This is a genomic window from Burkholderia ubonensis subsp. mesacidophila (assembly GCF_002097715.1).
Classification (GTDB): Bacteria; Pseudomonadota; Gammaproteobacteria; order Burkholderiales; family Burkholderiaceae; genus Burkholderia; species Burkholderia mesacidophila.
The window spans coordinates 1,822,732-1,843,915 of the sequence record NZ_CP020738.1 but is presented as its reverse complement, the minus strand read 5'-3'; the positions used below and the strand labels follow the sequence as shown (position 1 = coordinate 1,843,915).

Here is a 21,184-nt window from a genome sequence, read left to right as displayed (position 1 = left end):
CGCGATGAACTCTTCTACCGATTCGTTCTCCGCCGGCGCAGGCGGCTTCGTGCCGCCGAATCCGGGCGGCATGCACGCGGCGGCCGATGCGGCGGCTGGCCCGGCCGGACCGACCACATCGCAGCCGAGGCCGGGCCGCTGGGCCGCGAGCGGCACGAATCCGCTCGTCGCAGCCGCGAACCCGCTGCTCAACCTCGTGCCGCAGATCCGCTCGACCGTCCATCATCCGAACCCGGCGTGGCTGCGCGAGCATCTCGTGGTCGAGATCCGGCAGTTCGAGGCGCGCGCGCAGGAGGCGGGCGTCGCGTCCGAGGCGATCATCGGCGCGCGCTACTGCCTGTGCACGGCGCTCGACGAAGCCGCCGCGCTGACGCCGTGGGGCGGCAGCGTGTGGTCGTCGCACAGCCTGCTCGTGTCGTTCCACAACGAGACCTGGGGCGGCGAGAAGTTCTTCCACCTGCTCGAGCGGCTGTCGCAGCAGCCGCGCCAGCACCTGGACCTGCTGGAGCTGCTGTATTTCTGTCTCGCGCTCGGCTTCGAGGGCCGCTATCGCGTGCTCGACAACGGCCACGCACAGCTCGACGCGCTGCGCCGCGAGCTCGCGCAGACGATCCGCTCGGTGCGTGGCGAGTTCGATCCGGCGCTGTCGCCGCACTGGCGCGATGTCGTCACGCGCGACGTCACGCGGCGCTTCACGGTGCCGCTGTGGGTGTGCGCGGCGCTCGCGCTGCTGATCGGCTTCGGCGTGTTCGCGGGCCTGCGGATCGCGCTCGCCGGGCATTCGGACCGGCTGTTCGCGTCGATCGATGCGCTGCACGTGCCGAAGCTGCAGCCCGCGCAACCGGCGCCGCGTCCCGCGAGCGCGCCGCGCATCGCGAAGTTCCTCGAACCGGAGATCGCGGCGGGGCTCGTGTCGGTGCGCGACGATGCGGATCGCAGCGTGATCGTGCTGCGCGGCGACGGGCTGTTCCAGTCGGGCTCGACGTCGGTGATCGATCGCTACCTGCCGGTGCTGACGCGGGTCGCCGATGCATTGAACAAGGTGCCCGGCAACGTGCGCGTGAGCGGCTATACCGACGACACGCCGGTGCACACCGCGCGTTTCGCGTCGAACTGGGACCTGTCGCGCGAGCGCGCGGAAAGCGTACGCAGCCTGCTCGCGGCGCGGCTCGACCGTCCGGAGCGGCTGGCGGCGGAAGGGCGCGGCACGCTCGATCCGGTCGCGCCGAACGACACGCCGGCCAATCGCGCGCGCAACCGGCGCGTCGAGATCACGCTGCTGCCCGCGCCGGGCGGCGACGCCGCAGCTGCCGCCAAGGAGACGCGCTGACCATGAGCCAGGCCGTCGCACGCTTCGTTCGCCCGTTGCCGTCGCGGGAAATCTGGACCTTCGCGGGGCTCGTCGTGCTCGCGTGCTTCATCTGGCTCGCGGGTCCGCTGCTCGCGTTCGCGGACGTCCGCCCGCTCGAAAGCGGCTGGGTGCGCGCGCTGACGATCGTCGCGCTGTTCGCCGCGTGGGGCGGGCGCCTCGCGTGGCGCGGCTGGCGCGCCGGCCGGCTGAACGCGCAGCTGCTGAACCAGTTGCGTGACGCCGCGCCGCGATCCGCGGGGCCGGACGACGCGGCGAAGGCGCAGCTCGACGAGTTGCGCAGCCGCTTCGACGAGGCCGCGACGCTGCTGAAGAAAGTCCGCTTCGGCCAGGCCGACGGCGCGCGCAAGGGGCTGTCGCACTGGCTCGAACGGATGTCGCGCCAGTACCTGTACCAGCTGCCGTGGTACGTGTTCATCGGCGCGCCGGGCTCGGGCAAGACGACGGCGCTCGTCAATTCGGGGCTCAGCTTCCCGCTCGCCGAGCAGTTCGGCCGCGCGGCGATCCGCGGCGTCGGCGGCACGCGGCACTGCGACTGGTGGTTCACGAACGACGCGGTGCTGATCGACACCGCCGGCCGCTATACGACGCATGAAGGCAATCGTGCGCTCGACGAGGCGGAGTGGAAGGGCTTCGTCGACCTGCTGAAGAAATACCGCGCGCGCCAGCCGCTCAACGGCGCGATGCTGACGATCAGCGTCGCCGACCTGCTCGGCGCGTCCGAAGCGGAGCGCACGCAGCACGCGATGGTGCTGCGCAAGCGCCTGCTCGAATTGCGCGCGCAGCTCGGCATCCGTTTTCCGGTCTACCTGCTCGTCACGAAGGCCGACCTGCTCGCGGGCTTCGCCGAGTATTTCGGCGGATACGGCCGTGCGGAGTGCGCGCAGGTGTGGGGCTTCACGTTCCCGCTCGCGCAAGCGGAGGCGGCCGGCTTCGACCTGCGCGCGGCGTTCGACCGCGAATACCGGCTGCTGCACCGCCGGCTCAACGATGCGCTGCCCGAGCTGCTCGCGTCGCAGACCGATGCGCGCCAGCGCGAGATGAGCTATCTGCTGCCGCAGCAGATCGCCGACCTGCAGGACCTGCTCGGCCAGTTCGTCGCCGAGGTGTTCTCGGTGTCGAGCTTCGAGCCGATGCCGATGCTGCGCGGCGTCTACCTGACGAGCGGCACGCAGGAAGGCACCGCGTTCGATCGCGTGATGAGCGGCATCAAGCGCTTCCTGAAGATCGAGGGCGTGCCGCCCGTCGCGCAGTCGGGGGCGACGGGGAAGAGCTTCTTCCTGAAATCGCTGCTGCAGGACCATATCTTCCGCGAGGCGGCGCTGGCGGGCAGCAACCTGCGCTGGCACCAGCGGCGGCGCGTGCTGCAGCTCGGCGGCTACGTGGCGCTCGCGTTCCTGTGCGTCGCGATGCTGGTCGCGTGGCTGAAGAGCTACTCGAACAACCGCGCGTATCTCGACCAGATCGCCGCGCGCGTGCCGGCCGTCGACGCGCAGATCGCCGGCGCGACGATCTCGGGCGCCGCCGACGTCGCGCGGCTGCTGCCGGTGCTCGACGCGCTGGGCAGCCTGGCGAACGCGGGCGGCGTCGATCTTGCGCACCCGCCGCTCGCGTATCGCTGGGGGCTGTTCCAGGGCGAGAAGATCGACGAGGCGGTCGACGCGATCTACCGGCGCGCGCTCGACGACGTGCTGCTGCCGATCGCCGCGAGCCGGATGGAAGCGGCGCTGCGCGAGGCGCGGCCGGACGACGTCGAATACGCGTACGCAGCACTGAAGGCGTACCTGATGCTCTACGACAGCGCGCATTACGACCCCGCGTTCGTCCAGGCCGTCGTCGATCTCGAGATGGAGCGCGCGCTGCCCGCCGATTTCACGACCGCCCAGCGCGCTGCGCTGCGCGCGCACCTGGCGGCGCTGTTCGGCAATCGCGTCGCGGTATCGCCGTTCCCGATGAACGAGCGGCTCGTCGCCGACGTGCGCGAGCGGCTGCGGCAGGTGCCGTTCTCGCAGCGGCTGTACCGGCAGCTCGCGCGCACGCTGCGGCCGGCCACCGCGTCGTACGACTTCAGCGTCGCGCGCGCGGTCGGCCCCGACGCGTCGATGGTGTTCCGCCGCCAGAGCGGCAAGCCGCTCGCGGACGGCGTGCCGGGTCTCTATACGCGCAACGGCTATCGCAACGTGTTCGCGCCACGGCTGGCCGCCGCGGTCGATGCGTTTGGACGCGAGGAGGTGTGGGTGCTGAATCTCGGCGCGTCCGAGATCCCGGGCGCGAACGACGCGGCCGCGTGGGCGCGCGACGTCCGGCAGCTATACCTGAACGACTACCTGAAGATCTGGGACGACTATCTCGCCGACCTCCGGCTGCAGCGCACGGCGACGCTCGCGCAGAGCATCCAGGTCGCGCGCACGCTGTCGTCGCCGGATTCGCCGCTGACCCGGCTGATGGTCGCGCTCGCGCGCGACACGGCGCTCGGCGACGCGCCGGGCGGCGCGCGCAATCTCGCGTCGCGCGCGCAGGACAAGGTCGACGAAGCGCGCAGCTCGCTCGCGCAGATCTTCGCGGGCCAGCCGGGTGGCGACGCGGACGCGGGGGCCGCCGCGCCGGCGAGCCCGGAACAGGTCGTCGACAGCCATTTCGCGGGCCTGCGCACGTTCGCGCCGGGCAGCGGCGAGCAGGCCGCGCCGTTCGACGCGGTGCTGAAGGCGATCGACGCGCTGTACACGTACCTGACCGCGACCGACGACGCATTGAGGAGCGGCGCGACGCCGCCGCCGTCCGATGCGCCGGCGCGGCTGCGCGCGCAGGCCGGCCGGTTGCCGACGCCGTTCCGCGAAGTGCTCGACGACCTGTCGAACGTCGCGAACGGCAGCGTCGCGACCATCGAGCAGCGCAGCGTCGCGCAACGCGCGGGCGCGAACGTCGGCGACTTCTGCCGGCAGGCAATCGACGGCCGCTATCCGTTCGCGCGCGGCTCGTCGCGCGACGTCGCGCCGTCGGACTTCGCGCAGCTGTTCGCGCCCGGCGGCCTGATGGACGACTTCTTCCAGAAGAACCTGCAGCCGATCGTCGATACGACGTCGCATCCGTGGCGCTTCGCGAACCGCAACGCGGATGCGGACCCGGCGGCGGCCGCGATGCTCGCGTCGTTCGAGAAGGCCGCGGTGATCCGCGACGTGTATTTCGGAGGCGGCGCGCGCGTTGCGCAGTTGAAGGCGCAGATCCAGCCGCTCGAAATGGACCCGTCGATCGCCGAGATGGTGCTCGACGTCGACGGCCAGATCGTCCGCTACGCGCACGGGCCGCTCGTGCCGAGCGCGGTGCAGTGGCCGGGCCCGCGCGGCAGCAACCAGGTGCGGCTGCAGGCGAGCGGCACGGCGGGCGCGGCGGACGGCATCACGACCGACGGGCCGTGGGCGCTGCACCGGCTGTTCGACCGCGCGGCGCTGTCGGCCGGGCGCGGCTCCGAGCAGATGGTCGCGCGCTTCTCGGTCGACGGCAAACCGATCGTGCTGCTGGTGACCGCGAGCAGCGTCCGCAATCCGTTCAGGCTGGCCCAGATGGAGTCCTTCGCATGCCCTCCGAAGCCATGAGCACGACGCCGGTACGCACGACCGGCGGCGAACCGCCGGCCTGGTACGGGAAGATTCCCGGCGCGGGGGACTTCGTGAACCGCCGGCTGCCCCACACGCTCGCCGGCTGGTGGGAGCGCTGGCTCCAGCAGGGGATGGCCGCGCTGCGCCAGCGCGGCGCGGACGAGATCGCGCGCCATTACACGGTCGCGCCGGTCTGGAATTTCCTGATCCCGGCGGGGGCCGGCGCGGCGTGCGTGCAGCCCGGCTGCGTCGCGCCGAGCTGCGATCGGGTGGGGCGCTACTACCCGGTGCTCGCCACGCTGCCGCTGAGCACGGCCGATTACTGGAGCGGGCTGCCGGACGCCGCCGACGCGTTCTACTGGCAGATCGGCAGCGCGCTGCTCGACGCGATCCGGCATGCGCGCACGCCGGTCGATCTCGAGGAGACGCTGGAACAGGTGCGGCTCGCGCCCGGCGGCGCAGGGCCGGCCGCACGCGACGTCGAACTGGACGAGCGGTCGCCGCAGGCGTTGCCTGGGCAGCCGGTGGCGCCCGCGTGGCCGGGGCTCTCCGGGTATTTCGATCCGCACGGCGCGACGAGCTTCTGGTGGACCAATCGCGCCGACGGATCGCCGCTGCGCACGCTCGCGCATACCGGCGCGCCGGACAGCCGGTTGTTTCTGCGGCTGTTCGGCGGCGACGCGTAGCGGCATCGAGAGGTGGACATGAAGGACTCAATTGCGAGAGACAACGGGCAGGACACGGCGAGCCGCGGCGACGCGGCCGAAGTCACGGTGCGGCCGCTGCCGCTGGGCCATCGGCTCGGCGAGCTGCAGCTCGACGAGGTGCTCGGCATCGGCGGCTTCGGGATCGTCTATCGCGCGTTCGACCGCACGCTGAGGCGCGCGGTCGCAATCAAGGAATACATGCCGTCGATGCTCGCGACGCGCGGCGGCGACTACACGGTGTCGCTGCGCTCGGAGCGCTTCGCGCCGGCGTTCGACGCGGGCCGCGGCGCGTTCCTCAACGAAGCGCGGCTGCTCGCGCAGTTCGATCATCCGGGGCTCGTCAAGGTGCTGCATTTCTGGGAGAGCCACGGCACCGCGTACATGGTGATGCCGTTCTACGAGGGGCGCACGCTCAAGCAGCTGCTCGACGGCGGCATGCAGATGAGCGAGACGCAGCTGCTCGACGTGGTCGCGGCGCTGCTCGGCGCGCTCGACACGCTGCACCGCGCGCAATGCTTCCATCGCGACGTCGCGCTCGACAACGTGCTGATCCGTCCGGACGGCAACGCGATCCTGCTCGACTTCGGCGCGGCGCGCAAACAGATCGGCGACCTCGTCGACGACGGTGCGATGATGATCAAGCCCGGCTATGCGCCGATCGAGCAGTACGCCGACGATCCCGCGTTCAGCCAGGGGCCGTGGACCGACCTGTACGCGCTCGGCGCGGTGATGCACGCGATGATCACCGGCGAGCTGCCGCCGGCCGCGGTCGTGCGCAGCATCAAGGACACGTACCGGCCGCTCGCGACGCGCGAGCTGCCGGCGCGCGAGCGGTACAGCCCGGCATTCCTGGCGGCGGTCGATCATGCGCTGCAGCTGCGGATCGCGGACCGGCCGGAATCCGTGGCCGCGTTCGCGGCCGAGTTGGGGCTGAGCGGGTTCGGTCGGGTGGGGTTTGGCGCGGCCGCTTCGTCCGGCGACGCGCCTGCGTCGGCGCAAGCTTCGTCGGCGGCGGATGCTGAATCGGCGTTGAAGCGTCAGGCGTCCGGCGCCGCCAGTGCCGCTTCGCCTTCGTCAGGCGAGACGCCTGCGACATCGACGCAACTTCGGCCTGCGAGCGATGAAAGCGCTGCATCCGGCCAATCCCGCGCGGCGCCCGCGTCGTCACATCAGCCGGCATCGCCGACACCCGGCGTGCAGCCCGTCGCCGACGCGTCGAACCTGTCGGCGAAGGCAGCCACGGACAAGACGGCTGCCGCTTCGGCCAGCGGCCCACCGAGAACGGACGCCCCGCGCACGGCGTCACGCCTTCCGCGCGCACCATGGCGCGGCGGTCGCCGCACGGGCGTCTACGTCGGCGGCGCGCTCGCCGTGCTGCTCGCGGTCGGCATCGGCGCCGCCTATCTCGCGAAGCCGGCGCGCACGGCCGACGCGTCCGCATCGGGCGCAAGCGTGCCGCAGGCAGCCGCGCCGGCACAAGCGCCGGCGCCCGAACCGGGCCGCGACACCGGGACCGCCGTCGCACAGCACGGCGCCACACCGATCGTCATCCCGCCGTCGAGCCCATCCGCCGGACCGTCCGTGCAGGAGCCGACGCCGACGGTCGCAACGACGGTCGCCAGCGAACCCGCCGCGCCGCCCCCGCCGCAGATCGCAAAGGACACCGCGAACGTCGCGCCCTCCGCGCCCGGCTCGAAGATCGCGCCGGCCGCGAGCCTCGATGCGTCGGAGCGGGTCGTCACCGTGCCGCCGTCGGACGCCGCGGCGCCGCCTGCCGCAACCTCGGCGGAGAGCGTCGCCGCCGTCCCGGACGAGCAGCGTCCGCCCGACCGGCCGGCAACCGTCGCGGTGCGCTTTCACGTGCGGCCGTGGGGCGACATCTACGTGAGCGGCGTGCGGCGCGGCGCGAGCCCGCCGCTGCGCTCGGTGTCGCTGGCGCCCGGCACTTACCAGATCGAGATCCGCAACGGCGAGCTGCCGCCGCTGCGGCGCACCGTGACGATCGACCCCGGCAGCAAGCCGATCAGCATCGACTATGCATTCGAATGACGCCAGCGAAGCGGCGCGTGCCGCCACCGCACCCCCACCCGCCAACGGAGCCCGCATGCAGACGCCGCGCGCCGACCTGATCGACCGCCTGCTCGCCGGCCTCGCGCCCGACGCGCCGTGCGGCGCGAATCTCGAGTACGACGCCGACTTCCTGCAACTGCAGGAACGCGCGACGCCGCGCCCGGAGCAGCAGTACGGCGACACCGTGATCCCGGCCGAAGCGCCGGACTGGAACGCGGTCGAGCGGCTCGCGCTCGCGCTGTCCGAGCGCACGAAGGACTTGCGCGTCGCCGCGCACCTCGCGCGCAGCTGGACCGAGCTGCACGGCGTCGCCGGCTATGCGGACGGGCTGGCCGTCGTCGCCGGGCTGCTCGACCGGTGGTGGGACGACGTGCATCCGCGCGTCGATGCGGACGGCGACCCCGACCCGACGCCGCGGATCAACGCGCTGGCCGACGTGGCGGGCGCGCACGACTGCGCGCGCGCGGCGCGCCGCCAGCCGCTGTTCGACGGCGGCCCGAGCGTGCGCGACGCCGAGCGCGTGCTCGACGGCCGCGACGGCGACGCGGAACGCGCGCCGGGCGGCCGCGAACGGCTGATCGCCGAACTCGCGCATGTGCGCGGCGATGGCGCGCGGCCGCTGGAGGCGGGTCTTGCCGCGCTCGACGCGCTCGGCGCGATCCGCGCGCGCGTGACGGACAAGCTCGGCGACGAATGGGCGCCCGACGAGAGCGACTTCGAGAAAGCGCTGCGGCGGATCGCGCTCGACGTGCTGACGGCGTCCGGGCCACAGCAGGCGAACCCGTCCGGCGAACCGGCCGATGCATCCGAAACCACGGCGCTGCACGCGACGGCAACCGCACCGGCGCCGCCCGACGGCCGCGCGTGGCGCGACGCCGAAGTGACGAGCCGCGACGACGTGCGGATCGGCCTCGACAAGATCTGCCGGTACTTCGAGCTGCACGAGCCGAGCCATCCCGCGCCGCTGCTGTTGCGGCGCGCGCAGCGGCTGCTCGCGCTCGACTTCTACGAAATCATCCGGGACCTCGCTCCGGAAAGCCTGCCGAAGCTGGACCTGCTGAGCGGCCAGCGGAGCGAATGACACGATGCCGCGCGGGCGGCGGCGAACGGCGCAACTTGATGCGAAGGAGCAGACGATGACGGACAGAATCAAAGGGGCGGGCAGCGGACAGAAGTTCATCGCGCGCAACCGGGCGCCGCGCGTGCAGATCGAGTACGACGTCGAGACGTACGGCGCCGAGCGCAAGGTCCAGCTGCCGTTCGTGATGGGCGTGATCGCGGATCTCGCGGGCAAGCGCGCGGAGCCGCTGCCGGACCTGCCGGAGCGCAAGTTTCTCGAGATCGACGTCGACAACTTCGACGAGCGGATGAAGTCGGTCGCGCCGCGCGTCGCGTTCCAGGTGCCGAACACGCTGACGGGCGACGGGATGCTCAACGTCGACATGACGTTCGAGCGCATCGACGATTTCTCGCCGGCCGCGATCGCGCGCAACGTCGACGCGCTGCGCCGGCTGCTGGAGGCGCGCACCGAGCTGTCGAACCTGCTGTCGTACATGGACGGCAAGCACGGCGCCGAGCAGCTGATCGAGCAGGCGATCAATGATCCCGAGCTGCTGAAGTCGCTGTCGCGCCAGCCAAATGTGGCAACGGCGGCGGCAACAGCTGCGTCGAACGATACGCCGGCCTTGCCGGACGGCACGACCCACCCGGAGGTGCGCGATGAATGAATCCGCCCAGACCCGCAGCGACGCGCGCCCGGCCGCTCAGCCGGCCGTCGCGCGCGACGAGTTCGCCGCGCTGCTGCAGAAGGAGTTCAAGCCGAAGACCGCCGAGGCGCGCGAATCGGTCGAGCGGGCCGTGCGCACGCTCGCGCAGCAGGCGCTGGAAAACACGGTCGGGATGACGACCGATGCCTACGGCAGCGTCAAGCGGATCATCGCCGAGATCGACCGCAAGCTGTCCGAGCAGATCAACCTGATCCTGCATCACGGCGAGTTCCAGACGCTCGAAGGCGCGTGGCGCGGGCTGCATTACCTCGTCACGAACACCGAAACCGACGAGCTGCTGAAGATCAAGGCGCTGCCCGCGTCGCGCAACGAGCTCGCGCGCACGCTGAAGCGCTACAAGGGCGTCGCGTGGGACCAGAGCCCGCTGTTCCGCAAGGTCTACGAGGAGGAGTACGGCCAGTTCGGCGGCGAGCCGTTCGGCTGCCTCGTCGGCGATTTCCATTTCAACCACAGCCCGCCCGACGTCGAGATGCTCGGCGAGCTGTCGAAGATCGCGGCGGCCGCGCATGCGCCGTTCATCGCGGGCGCGTCGCCCGAGCTGATGCAGATGGACTCGTGGCAGGAGCTGTCGAACCCGCGCGACCTGACGAAGATCTTCCAGAACACCGAGTACGCGGCGTGGCGCAGCCTGCGCCAGTCCGACGATTCGCGCTACGTCGGGCTCGCGATGCCGCGCTTTCTCGCGCGGCTGCCGTACGGCGCGCGCACCAACCCGGTCGACGAGTTCGACTTCGAGGAGGACACCGGCGCGGCGAGCCACGACCGCTATACGTGGGCGAACTCCGCGTATGCGATGGCCGCCAACATCAACCGCTCGTTCAAGCTGTACGGCTGGTGCTCGTCGATCCGCGGCGTCGAGTCGGGCGGCGCGGTCGAGGGGCTGCCGTGTCACACGTTCCCGACCGACGACGGCGGCGTCGACCAGAAATGCCCGACCGAGATCGCGATCAGCGACCGCCGCGAGGCCGAGCTCGCGAAGAACGGCTTCATGCCGTTCGTGCATCGCAAGAACTCGGATTTCGCGGCGTTCATCGGCGCGCAGTCGCTGTACCAGCCGGCCGAGTACCACGATCCCGACGCGACCGCGAACGCGCGGCTGTCCGGCCGCCTGCCTTACCTGTTTGCGTGCTGCCGGTTCGCGCATTACCTGAAGTGCATCGTGCGCGACAAGATCGGCTCGTTCCGCGAGCGCGAGGACATGGAGCGCTGGCTGAACGACTGGATCATGAACTACGTCGACGGCGATCCGGCGAACTCGTCGCAGGAAACCAAGGCGCGCAAGCCGCTCGCGGCCGCGCAGGTCGTCGTCGACGAGATCGAGGACAACCCCGGCTATTACGCGTCGAAGTTTTTCCTGCGGCCGCATTACCAGCTCGAAGGGCTCACCGTGTCGCTGCGGCTCATCTCGAAGCTGCCGTCCGCGAAGGCGGCGGGCGAGTGAGCGGCGAACGGCATTCAACCAGACGGAGGCAGCAATGGGCGTGGCGATGTTTATGAAGGTGGACGGCGTCACCGGCGAATCGGCGGACGCGCAGCACAAGGGCTGGACCGACATCCAGACGTTCTCGTGGGGCGCGAGCCAGCCGGGCGCGATGGCGAGCGGCAGCGGCGGCAACGCGGGCAAGGCGAGCTTCAACGATCTCGTCGTGGCCGCGTACATGGACAAGGGCGCGCCCGCGATCATCAAGAACTGCGCGAGCGGCAAGCACCTGCCGTCGGTCGAGATCTCCGCGTGCAAGACCGGCGGCACGCAGGTCGAGTTCATGCGCGTGACGCTGCAGGAGGTGCTCGTCACGTCCGCGCAGGTCGCGGGCGTCGACCCCGGCGACGCCGCCGACCGGCTGCTGATGCACTACGGCTTCCAGGCCGCGAAGGTCAAGAAGCAGTACTGGCAGCAGAACGACAACGGCGGTAAGGGCGCCGAGGTGTCGGTCGGCTGGAACATCAAGGAAAACACCGAGATGTAGCGGCCCGGAGGCGAACCATGAACGACGTGCGCCCCGGCGACGACCGGGACGGCGGCATGCGGGACCGGCTGCAGCCCGCGCTGCTCGACCGGCTGACCGACGCCGACCCGCAGCGCCACGCCGAGCCGCCCGGCGCGCAGTGGATCGGCGCGGAGCGGCTGCGCGCGGCGGTGCTGCGCGATCTCGCGTGGCTGCTCAACACGCGCAACGCGGAGGACGGCTTCGTCGACTGGTCGGCGTTCGCGCACGCGCAGGCGTCGGTGCTCAACTACGGGATGCGGCCGCTCGTCGGCAAGCCGATGTCGGGCGTCGAGCGGCTCGCGGTCGAGACGTCGATCCGCGACGCGATTCAGCGCTTCGAGCCGCGCATCGCGCCCGCCAGCGTCGAGGTGCGCAGCGTGCCCGATGCGCCCGGCGGCGCGGCCGGCGAGCGGCGGCACAACGTGCTGCTGTTCGAGATCCGGGGCACGCTGTGGTCGGTGCCGCATCCGGTCGAATTCGTGCTGCGCTCGGATCTCGATCTCGAGACCGGCGCGATGTCGCTGCAATCCGCGGCGGGAGCCTGACCCGATGGATACGCGCCTGCTGGAGTACTACAACCGCGAACTGGCGTACCTGCGCGAGCTGGGCGCCGAGTTCGCGCAGCAGTTCCCGAAGGTCGCCGCGCGGCTGCGGCTGCCCGAGTCGGGGCCGCCCGATCCGTACGTCGAGCGGCTGCTCGAGGGCTTCAGCTTTCTCACCGCGCGCGTGCAGCTCAAGATGGACGCGGAGTTTCCGCGCTTCACGCACGCGCTACTCGATGCGGTGTATCCGGGCTACGTCGCGCCGCTGCCGTCGATGGCGATCGTGCAGTTCGCGCCGGTGATGAACGAGGGCAGCCTCGCGCAGGGCTGGCGGCTGCCGGCGGGCACCGCACTGCGCGCGCGGCCCGCCGGGTCCGAACAATCGACGGCATGCGAGTTCCGCACCGCGCACGACCTGACGCTGTGGCCGCTCGAACTGGCGGACGCGGCGGTGACGGGCGCGCCGGCCTACCTGCCGCGCGGGATCGTTCCGGCCCGGCGCGACGTGCGCGGCGCGCTGCGGATCCGGCTGCGCGCGCGCGGCGGCGCGCGTCTCGCGCAGATGCCGCTCGACCAGCTGATGTTCCATCTCGCCGGCCCGGAACGGGATGCGCTGCACCTGCTCGAGCTGATCGCCGCGCATACGCTCGGCGTCGTCGTTCACGATCCCGGCGAGCCGCCGCGCTGGGCGCACGCGCTCGGCGCGGACGCGGTCGCTCATCAGGGCTTCGACGCCGGCCAGGCGATCCTGCCCGACGACGGCCGCAGCTTCCACGGCTACCGGCTGCTGCGCGAGTATTTCGCGTTTCCCGCGCGGTTCCTGTTCTTCAGCATCGACGGGCTGCGGCCCGCGCTCGCGCGCGCGACCGGCGACGAATGCGAGCTGACGCTGCTGTTCGATCGCCACGACGCGGCGCTCGAGGCCGCCGTCGACGCGCGGCACCTCGCGTTGAACTGCACGCCGGCCGTGAACCTGTTCAAGCGTCGCGGCGATCGCATCCCGGTGACTCAGGGCGTGCGCGAGCATCACGTCGTCGTCGATCGCAGCCGGCCGCTCGACTACGAGGTCTATGCGGTGGAGCGGCTCGCGAGCGAGCCGCGCGACGGCGGGCCGCCGCGCGAATTCCGGCCGTTTCATGCGTCGTTCGCCGGCGACGACGGCAATTTCGGCGCGTATTACACGGTGCGGCGCGAGCCGCGTCTCGTATCCGCGCAGGCGCGCGCGAACGGCCCGCGCACCGGCTACGTCGGCAGCGAGGCCTACGTGTCGCTGGTCGACAGCCAGTGCGCGCCGTACGACGAGTCGATGCGCTACCTGGCCGTCGACACGTTGTGCACGAACCGCGATCTCGTGCTGCTGCAGCCGCCCGGCGACGCGAACACGTTCACGCTGCGCGTGTCGGCGCCCGTCGAGCGCATCGTCGCGATCCGCGGGCCGTCGCGGCCGCGCCCGCCGATCGCCGATGCGCAGACCGCGTGGCGGCTGATCCGCCATCTCGGGCTCGCGCGGCACACGCTGACCGATCTCGACGACGAGGAGGGCGCACACGTGCTGCGCGAACTGCTCGGCCTGCACGCGGACCCGGCCGACGCCGCGATGCGCCGGCAGATCGACGGCGTGCGGCGGGTCGCGTTCGCGCCGGTGTTCCGCCGCCTGCCGGCCGCCGGGCCGCTGATGTTCGGGCGCGGGGTGCAGGTGGACGTGACCGTCGACGACCACGCGTTTTCCGGCGACAGCCCGTTTTTGCTCGGCGCGGTGCTCGAACAGTTCTTCGCGCGCCACGTGTCGATCAACGCGTTCGCCGAATGCGTGCTGACGAGCGCGCAGCGCGGCAGGCTCGCGCACTGGCCGGCGCGCGTCGGCAGGCGGCCCGCGATATGACGCGCGCACCGGACCCGCGCGGCCCGGCGGCCGCCATGCATCCCGCCGCCGATGCGGCGCGCCGCGACGCGTTCTGGGCGCGCCTGCGCGCCGCGCCGCAAGGTTACGACCTGTTCGACGCGCTGCGCTGGCTCGACGCGCTGTCGCCCGCGCATGCGCCGCTCGGCCGCGCCACGCGCCCGCGCGACGAGCCGGTGCGGCTGGGCCAGGCGCCGTCGCTCGCGTTCGCGGCGGCGATGCTGGCCGGCGTGGACGAGGATGGCGCCGTGCCGCGCATCGCGATCCACGGCTTCGGGCTGTTCGGGCCGAACGGGCCGCTGCCGTCGCACCTGACCGAATATGCGCACGAGCGGGCGAGCCAGCACGGCGATCGCGCGTTCGCCGCATTCGCCGACCTGTTCCATCACCGGCTGATCCTGCTGTTCTATCGCGCATGGGCCGACGCGCAGCCGACCGCGAGCCTCGATCGGCCGGCGCGCGCCCGCTTCGACGGCTACGTCGCGAGCCTGATCGGGCGCGCCGCCCCGGCCGATGCGGCTGACCGGCCGGCGGACCCGGCCGATGCGCTCGCGCCGCACGCGCGCTATTTCCATGCGGGCCATCTGGTGCGGCATACGCGCAACCCCGAAGGGCTCGTGCAGATCCTGCGGCGTCATTTCGGCGTCGCGGTGCGCGTCGTCGAGCACGTGCCGCAATGGGTGGCGATCGACCGCGCGCAGCGCTGCGCGCTCCACGCGACGCGTCCGACCCAGCCGCTCGGCGGCGCGGTGCTCGGCCTCGCGGTGCGCGATGCGCAGTCGCGTTTCCGGATCGTGCTCGGCCCGCTGTCGCTCGACGCGTACCGGCGGTTCCTGCCCGGCGGCGCTTACGCGCGGCAGCTCGCGCAGTGGGTGCGCGAATACGCGGGCGTCGAATACGACTGGGACGTCCAGCTCGAACTCGCGCACGACGCGGTGCCGGCGCTCGCGCTCGGCGCGCCGCACGGGATCGGCCGCACCGCGTGGCTCGGGCGGCGGCTCGAGCCGGGGCCGGCGCGCGATCTGGTCGTCCGCTATGCCGCGCGTCATCGTGAACCTGCATAAACGGGAGCCGCCATGTCCGACATCGGCCGCGTCACCCTGTTCGGAAAACTGAATCCGTTCCTCTACGAGACGCTGGAGCAGGCGACCGGCTTCTGCCGGCTGCGCGGCAACCCGTACGTCGAGCTCGCGCACTGGCTGAAGCAGATCCTGCAGCGCCCGGACGGCGACCTGCACCGGATCCTGCGCCGCTTCGAGATCGACGCCGCGGCGCTCGATCGCGGCATCGTCGCCGCGCTCGACCGGCTGCCGCGCGGCGCGGGCTCGGTGTCGGACCTGTCCGCGCATATCGACGACGCCGTCGAGCGCGCGTGGGTCTACGCGACGCTGAAATACGACGCGGCGCGGATACGCGGCGCGACGCTGCTGCTCGCGATCCTGAAGACGCCGCAACTGCGCAGCGTGCTGTACGGCGTCGCGCGTGAATTCGAGCGCGTCGTGCCGGATGTGCTGGCCGATGAGCTCGAAGCGATCGTCGACGGATCGCCCGAGGCGCAGCCGGCCGCACGGGCGGGCCTGGGCGCCGAGCCGTCGGCGGCGTTGCGCGCTGCGCCCGCCGCCGACGGCTCGGCGCTCGCGCGCTTTGCCGTCGATCTCACCGCCCGCGCGCGCGCCGGCGAGATCGACCCCGTCATCGGGCGCGACGCCGAGATCCGCCAGATCGTCGACATCCTGCTGCGGCGCCGGCAGAACAACCCGCTGCTGGTCGGCGAGGCGGGCGTCGGCAAGACCGCCGTCGCGGAAGGGTTCGCGCTGCGGATCGCCGCCGGCGACGTGCCGCCGGCGCTGCGCGACGTCGCGCTGTACCTGCTCGACATCGGGCTGCTGCAGGCCGGCGCCGGCGTGAAGGGCGAGTTCGAGAGCCGCCTGCGCGGCGTGATCGACGAAGCGATGTCCGGCGAGCGGCCGGTGATCCTGTTCATCGACGAAGTGCATACGCTCGTCGGCGCGGGCGGCGCGGCCGGCACCGGCGACGCCGCGAACCTGCTGAAGCCCGCGCTCGCGCGCGGCCTGCTGCGCACGATCGGCGCGACGACGTGGTCCGAATACAAGCAGCATATCGAGAAGGACCCGGCGCTCACGCGGCGCTTCCAGCTCGTGCAGGTGAGCGAGCCGGAGGAGGACGCGGCGCTGACGATGCTGCGCGGGCTGGCCGCGAAGCTCGAAGCGCATCACCGCGTGCTCGTGTTCGACGACGCATTGCAGGCGGCCGTCAACCTGTCCCATCGCTACATTCCGGCCCGCCAGCTCCCCGACAAGGCGATCAGCCTGCTCGACACCGCGTGCGCGCGCGTCGCGGTCAGCCAGCATGCGGTGCCGGCGCCGGTCGAGGACGCGCGCCGGCGCATCGACGGCCTGCGGGTCGAACGCGAGCGGATCGCGCGCGAGTGCGCGCTCGGCGCCGGCGATGCGGCGCGGCTCGACGGCATCGACACGGCGCTCGCCGCCGCGCAGGCCGACCTCGACCGGCTCGAAACGCGCTGGCAGGCGGAGCGCGGCGCGCTCGAGACGATCGTCGGCGCGCGCGCCGCGTTGCTAGGCTGCGCAACTTCGGCCGCGCCGTCGGACGCTTCAGCGCGCGCGGACCTGCAGGCGAAGCTGGCGGGCGCACAGGCGGCGCTCGCCGCGCTGCAGGGCGACGCGCCGCTCGTGCTGCCGGCGGTCGACACGCACGCGGTGGCGGCCGTCGTCGCCGACTGGACCGGCATTCCGCTCGGCCGGATGGTGCGCGACGAGACGCAGGCGGTACTGAACCTCGCCGATACGCTCGGCGAGCGCGTCGTCGGCCAGCGCCACGCGATCGAGCTGGTCGCCGAGCGCATCCAGACCGCCCGCGCGCGGCTCGACGATCCCGCGAAGCCGCACGGCGTGTTCCTGCTGTGCGGCCCGTCCGGCGTCGGCAAGACCGAGACGGCGCTGGCGCTCGCCGACACGCTGTACGGCGGCGAGCACAACGCGATCACGATCAACATGAGCGAATTCCAGGAGGCGCACACGGTGTCGACGCTGAAGGGCGCGCCGCCCGGCTACGTCGGCTACGGGCAGGGTGGCGTGCTGACCGAGGCAGTGCGGCGGCGGCCGTACAGCGTCGTGCTGCTCGACGAGATCGAGAAGGCGCATCGCGACGTGCACGAGCTGTTCTTCCAGGTGTTCGACAAGGGCTGGATGGAGGACGGCGAAGGCCGCGCGATCGACTTCCGGCACACGGTGATCCTGCTCACGTCGAACGTCGGCTCCGAGCGCGTGATGCAGCTGTGCCGCGACCCGCAGCATCTGCCCGATGCACAGACGCTCGCCGATGCGCTGCGCACGCCGCTCCTCGGCGTGTTCCCGGCCGCGCTGCTCGGCCGGCTGACGGTCGTGCCGTACTACCCGCTGACCGACGTGCTGCTTGCGCGCATCGTCGCGCTGCAGCTGCAGCGCATCGAGCGGCGGATCGAAGCGCATCACGGCATCCGGCTGCATTGCGCCGACACGGCCACCGCGCTGATCGTCGAGCGTTGCCGGACGATCGAATCCGGCGGCCGGATGGTCGACGCGATCCTCACGCACACCGTGCTGCCGCGCATCGGCCAGGCGATCCTGCGCGCGACGCTCGACGGCCGCGCGCTCGCGGCGATCGAGGTGGGCGCGGCCGACGGCCAGTTCGTTTACCGGTTCGACGAGGAGCAAGCGCCGTGAATCGTGTCTTCACACTCGACAGCCCGAACGGCGACGACCTGAAATTCCACCGGCTCGACGGCGAGGAAGCGCTCGGCCGCCTGTTCGAATACCGGATCGAGGCGCTCGCCGACAGTCACAGCCTGTCGCTGAAGGAGCTGCTCGGCAAACCCGTGACGGTCCGGATCGAGCAGCAGGATCACTCGACGCGCTACCTGAACGGCATCGTCGCGCGCGCGTCGCTCGCCGGACGGCGCGCGGAGCGCCACTACGGCTACGCGCTGGTCGTGCGCCCGTGGCTGTGGCTCGCGACGCGCCGCTCGGACTGCCGGATCTTCCAGAACAAGACCGTGCCTGAAATCGTGCAGGAGGTGCTTGCGCCGTACGGGTTTCCGATCGACAACCGGCTGACGGAATCGTATGCGCCGCGCGACTACTGCGTGCAGTACAACGAGACCGACGAGGCGTTCGTGTCGCGCCTGATGGAGTTCGAAGGGATCTACTACTACTTCCGGCACGCGGCGCAATCGCACACGCTGACGCTGTGCGACGCGATGTCGTCGCATGCGGCGCTGCCCGGCTACGCGACGATTCCGTTCATCGCGCCAGACCGCACGGCGATCGCCGACGAGGAGCACGTCGACAGCTGGCTGCCCGCGCAGGAAGTGAGCATCGGCAAGCACCAGACCAGCGACTACGACTATACGAAGCCGCGCGCGGACCTGTCCGCGCAGCAGGTGGACCCGCGCGGCCACGACCACGACGGCTTCGCGTCGTTCGAATGGCCGGGCGGCTATCGCGACGACGCGCCCGGCGCGCACTACAGCCGCGTGCGTCTCGAGGAGCGGCAGGCGGAGCACGAGCGCGCGAGCGCGAGCACCGACGTGCGCGGGATCGCGCCGGGCTGGCTGTTCACGCTCGCGCATTGCCCGCGCGCCGATCAGAACCGCGAATACCTGGTCGTGCAGTGCGCGTACCGGTTCCAGGAAAACGCATACGCGACCGGCGGCGGCGCCGACGCGGTCGTGCATGCGTCGCAGGTGCTCGTGCAGCCGTCGAGCCTGCCGTACCGGTCACCGCGCACGACGCCGCGGCCCCGCACCAGCGGCCCGCAGACGGCGACCGTGGTCGGGCCGCCGGGCGAGGAGATCTGGACCGACCAGTACGGCCGCGTGAAGCTGCAGTTCCGCTGGGACCGCTACGGGCAGAGCAACCAGGATTCGTCGTGCTGGGTGCGCGTGTCGAGTCCGTGGGCGGGCGGCGGGTTTGGCGGGGTGCAGATTCCGCGCATCGGCGACGAGGTGGTCGTCGATTTCCTGAACGGCGACCCCGATCAGCCGATCGTGACCGGGCGCGTGTACAACGGCGAGCGGATGCCGCCGTGGGGGCTGCCGGGGAGCGCGACGCAAAGCGGTCTGTTGTCGCGTTCGTCGCCGGGCGGCACGACCGAGCACGCGAACGCGCTGCGCTTCGAGGACCGCAAGGGCGCGGAGCAGTTGTGGCTGCATGCGGAGCGCAACTTCGACGCGGAGACGGAGGCCGATCATTCGCTGTCGGTCGGGAACAACCATACGCATACGGTCGGCAACGACGAGACGATGCAGGTGAAGAACAACCGGCAGCGCAGCGTCGGGCAGGACGAGACGGTGAACATCGGCCAGCACCGGGTCGCGCAGATCGGCGGGAACGAGACGCATGGGGTCGGTGGCAACCGGACGCGCTCGGTCGGCCAGAACGAAACCGTGACGGTCGGCGCGAATCGCGACGCGACCATCGGCGGCAGTCACAAGGAGACGGTCGCGCACGGCAAGACCGAAACCATCGGCGAAGGCAAGACGCTGACGGTCGCGCAGCTCTATCACACGACGTCGCAGGACATGAAGACGACGGTCGCGGCGACGCATACCGAGGAGATCGGCGCGCGCACGTCGTCGATCACGAACGCGCATGTGCTCACCGTCGGCGGTGCGCAGTCGGTCAACGTCGGTGTGAATCACACGATGAACGTGCAGCAGCAGGTGCTCGTCAACGCCGGCGACCAGCTTTCGCTCGTCTGCGGGAAGTCGAGCATCGTGATGCAGCGCGACGGCACGATCGTGATCCAGGGCGTCAAGGTCGAATCGACCGGCTCCGACAGCCACAGCGTGCGCGGCAAGACGGTGACGTCGTCGGCGACGGGCGAGCACACGGTCGAAGGCACGGTGTTGAAGCTGAATCCCTGACGGGGCCTGCGCACATGCAGAACTGGCAACCGACGAATCCCGTGGAGCGCAGGTTCATGGACGCGCACACGGACTGGATGCGTTTCGCAAAGGACAAGGCCGCGCGGCTGATGGTCTGGCAGACCGACGAGACCGATGCTCAGCTCGTGCGGCTGTATTTCCAGGTGCAGGAGGAAACGTCGTGCGCGGTGCGGACGATGCGTGCGGGCTTCGACGGCGAAGCGCGTTATGTGCAAGCGCTGGTCGATGAACTCGTCGCGTTCTACGACAGCCGGCGCGAGGCGTCCAATGCGCAGGGGCTGCGTGCCGACTGGCAGGCGCCGCGCAATGCCGGCGCGAATCCGGTGCTGCATCTGCTCACGGTCGCCGACAGCCTGATGCATCACCATCCGGACATCTTTCCGGCGCTGGTGTTCGTGCTGGAGCCGGCGCGCGTGCGTGACGACGCTGCATGGTCGCGCTGGCTGGACGGATTGCTGTCAGGCGTTGCCGCCTCGCCCAAGCTCGGCGAGCGCGTGCGCTTCGTCGTGCCGCGCACCGACGTCGCGCCGCTGGCGGGGCTGCTGCAACGTCATCCGGAGGCCGTGCGCGTCGTGCATGGCCGCTACGCAATGGCGAGCGTGCCGCGCGAACTGCTGGCGGAATCCGGCGAGCGCGGCGCCAGCGGCGAGTTCCGGCGCCTGTTCGTGATGTTGAGCGAGACGATCGAAGGCGGCCATCCGGCGCGGCTCGAGGAATTGCGCGCGGCGGCGCTGAAGGTGGCGGAGCGCGAGCAGTGGTTCGACCAGTGCGTCGTCGTGCACCTGATCGCCGGCGCCGCGTATCTGAAATGGCGTGACCGCGAGCGGGCGATCGATGCGTATCGGTGCGCTGCCGCGAGCGGCCTGCGCGCGGTCGAGGCAGGACACCCGGCCGGGCACAAGCTCGTCGCGAACGGTTTGTTCGGCGAGGCGAGCGTGCATTTGACGCACAGGGATTTTGCCCATTCGGCGTATTGCTACGAACGTGCGGCGGCATCGACCGCTGCTGCCAAGGATGCGCTGATGACCGTCGAGGCATGGCGCATGAGCGCCGTCTGCTGGGAGCGGGCGGGGGAGCGCGAGCATGCGCTCGAAGCCGGGTTCAATGCGCTCGACGCGGGGCTGATGATCGACGAATCGATGCGCGTGAACAGCAACCTGCGGCTCGTCGTCGAATGGATGGTGTCGCAGGTGGGGGCGTTCGATCGGCGGCGCGGCGAGCTGAGCGAGAAGGTCGCCGCGCTGCGCGGCGGGCGCTGAG

Annotated in this window: 14 protein-coding genes; all 14 read left to right on the top strand. The window is 71.4% G+C overall.

Annotated elements, in window-relative coordinates:
• Nucleotides 1-4: 4 nt before the first annotated feature.
• Genes B7P44_RS25685 through B7P44_RS25620 form a run of 14 tightly spaced genes read left to right on the top strand, consistent with a single transcriptional unit; the run spans nt 5 to nt 21,183 of the window.
• A complete protein-coding gene (locus tag B7P44_RS25685; RefSeq protein ID WP_084908743.1) occupies nt 5-1,330 on the top strand; it encodes a DotU family type VI secretion system protein in 1,326 nt (441 codons plus the stop codon).
• Between the two features lie 2 nt (nt 1,331-1,332).
• Entirely contained in the window at nt 1,333-4,962 is a 3,630-nt protein-coding gene (gene tssM, locus B7P44_RS25680) for a type VI secretion system membrane subunit TssM (protein ID WP_084908742.1), read from the top strand.
• The gene (gene tagF / locus B7P44_RS25675; RefSeq protein ID WP_088511523.1) at nt 4,944-5,651 is read left to right on the top strand and encodes a type VI secretion system-associated protein TagF; all 708 of its coding nucleotides are present in this window, start codon (nt 4,944-4,946) and stop codon (nt 5,649-5,651) included. The genes tssM and tagF overlap by 19 nt, the downstream gene beginning before the upstream one ends.
• An 18-nt stretch (nt 5,652-5,669) precedes the next feature.
• Entirely contained in the window at nt 5,670-7,721 is a 2,052-nt protein-coding gene (locus B7P44_RS25670) for a serine/threonine protein kinase (RefSeq protein ID WP_084908740.1), read from the top strand.
• Nucleotides 7,708-8,823: a type VI secretion system protein TssA gene (tssA, locus tag B7P44_RS25665; protein ID WP_407924019.1), complete on the top strand. Its 1,116-nt coding sequence runs from the start codon at nt 7,708-7,710 to the stop codon at nt 8,821-8,823. Before B7P44_RS25670 ends, tssA begins: the two co-directional genes overlap by 14 nt.
• A 55-nt stretch (nt 8,824-8,878) precedes the next feature.
• Nucleotides 8,879-9,469, top strand: a complete 591-nt coding sequence (tssB, locus tag B7P44_RS25660) for a type VI secretion system contractile sheath small subunit (protein WP_084908738.1) — start codon at nt 8,879-8,881, stop codon at nt 9,467-9,469.
• Nucleotides 9,462-10,970: a type VI secretion system contractile sheath large subunit gene (gene tssC / locus B7P44_RS25655; protein ID WP_059730240.1), complete on the top strand. Its 1,509-nt coding sequence runs from the start codon at nt 9,462-9,464 to the stop codon at nt 10,968-10,970. Before tssB ends, tssC begins: the two co-directional genes overlap by 8 nt.
• Before the next feature lie 34 nt (nt 10,971-11,004).
• Nucleotides 11,005-11,496 carry an Hcp family type VI secretion system effector gene (locus B7P44_RS25650; protein ID WP_059847442.1) on the top strand — a complete coding sequence of 164 codons (492 nt, stop codon included), beginning with the start codon at nt 11,005-11,007 and terminating at the stop codon, nt 11,494-11,496.
• Between the two features lie 17 nt (nt 11,497-11,513).
• Nucleotides 11,514-12,062: a type VI secretion system baseplate subunit TssE gene (tssE, locus tag B7P44_RS25645; protein ID WP_084908737.1), complete on the top strand. Its 549-nt coding sequence runs from the start codon at nt 11,514-11,516 to the stop codon at nt 12,060-12,062.
• Nucleotides 12,063-12,066: 4 nt separating this feature from the next.
• Nucleotides 12,067-13,941 (top strand): type VI secretion system baseplate subunit TssF, encoded by a 1,875-nt coding sequence (gene tssF, locus B7P44_RS25640; protein ID WP_084908736.1) that lies wholly within the window; start codon nt 12,067-12,069, stop codon nt 13,939-13,941.
• Complete coding sequence (gene tssG, locus B7P44_RS25635) at nt 13,938-15,023, top strand: type VI secretion system baseplate subunit TssG (RefSeq protein ID WP_084910023.1); 1,086 nt, start codon at nt 13,938-13,940, stop codon at nt 15,021-15,023. Before tssF ends, tssG begins: the two co-directional genes overlap by 4 nt.
• A gap of 12 nt (nt 15,024-15,035) precedes the next feature.
• Complete coding sequence (tssH, locus tag B7P44_RS25630) at nt 15,036-17,702, top strand: type VI secretion system ATPase TssH (protein WP_084908735.1); 2,667 nt, start codon at nt 15,036-15,038, stop codon at nt 17,700-17,702.
• Nucleotides 17,699-19,903, top strand: coding sequence for a type VI secretion system Vgr family protein (gene tssI, locus B7P44_RS25625; protein WP_084908734.1), 2,205 nt, complete (start codon nt 17,699-17,701; stop codon nt 19,901-19,903). Before tssH ends, tssI begins: the two co-directional genes overlap by 4 nt.
• 14 nt (nt 19,904-19,917) lie before the next feature.
• Nucleotides 19,918-21,183 (top strand): hypothetical protein, encoded by a 1,266-nt coding sequence (locus B7P44_RS25620; protein ID WP_084908733.1) that lies wholly within the window; start codon nt 19,918-19,920, stop codon nt 21,181-21,183.
• Nucleotide 21,184: the final 1 nt, after the last annotated feature.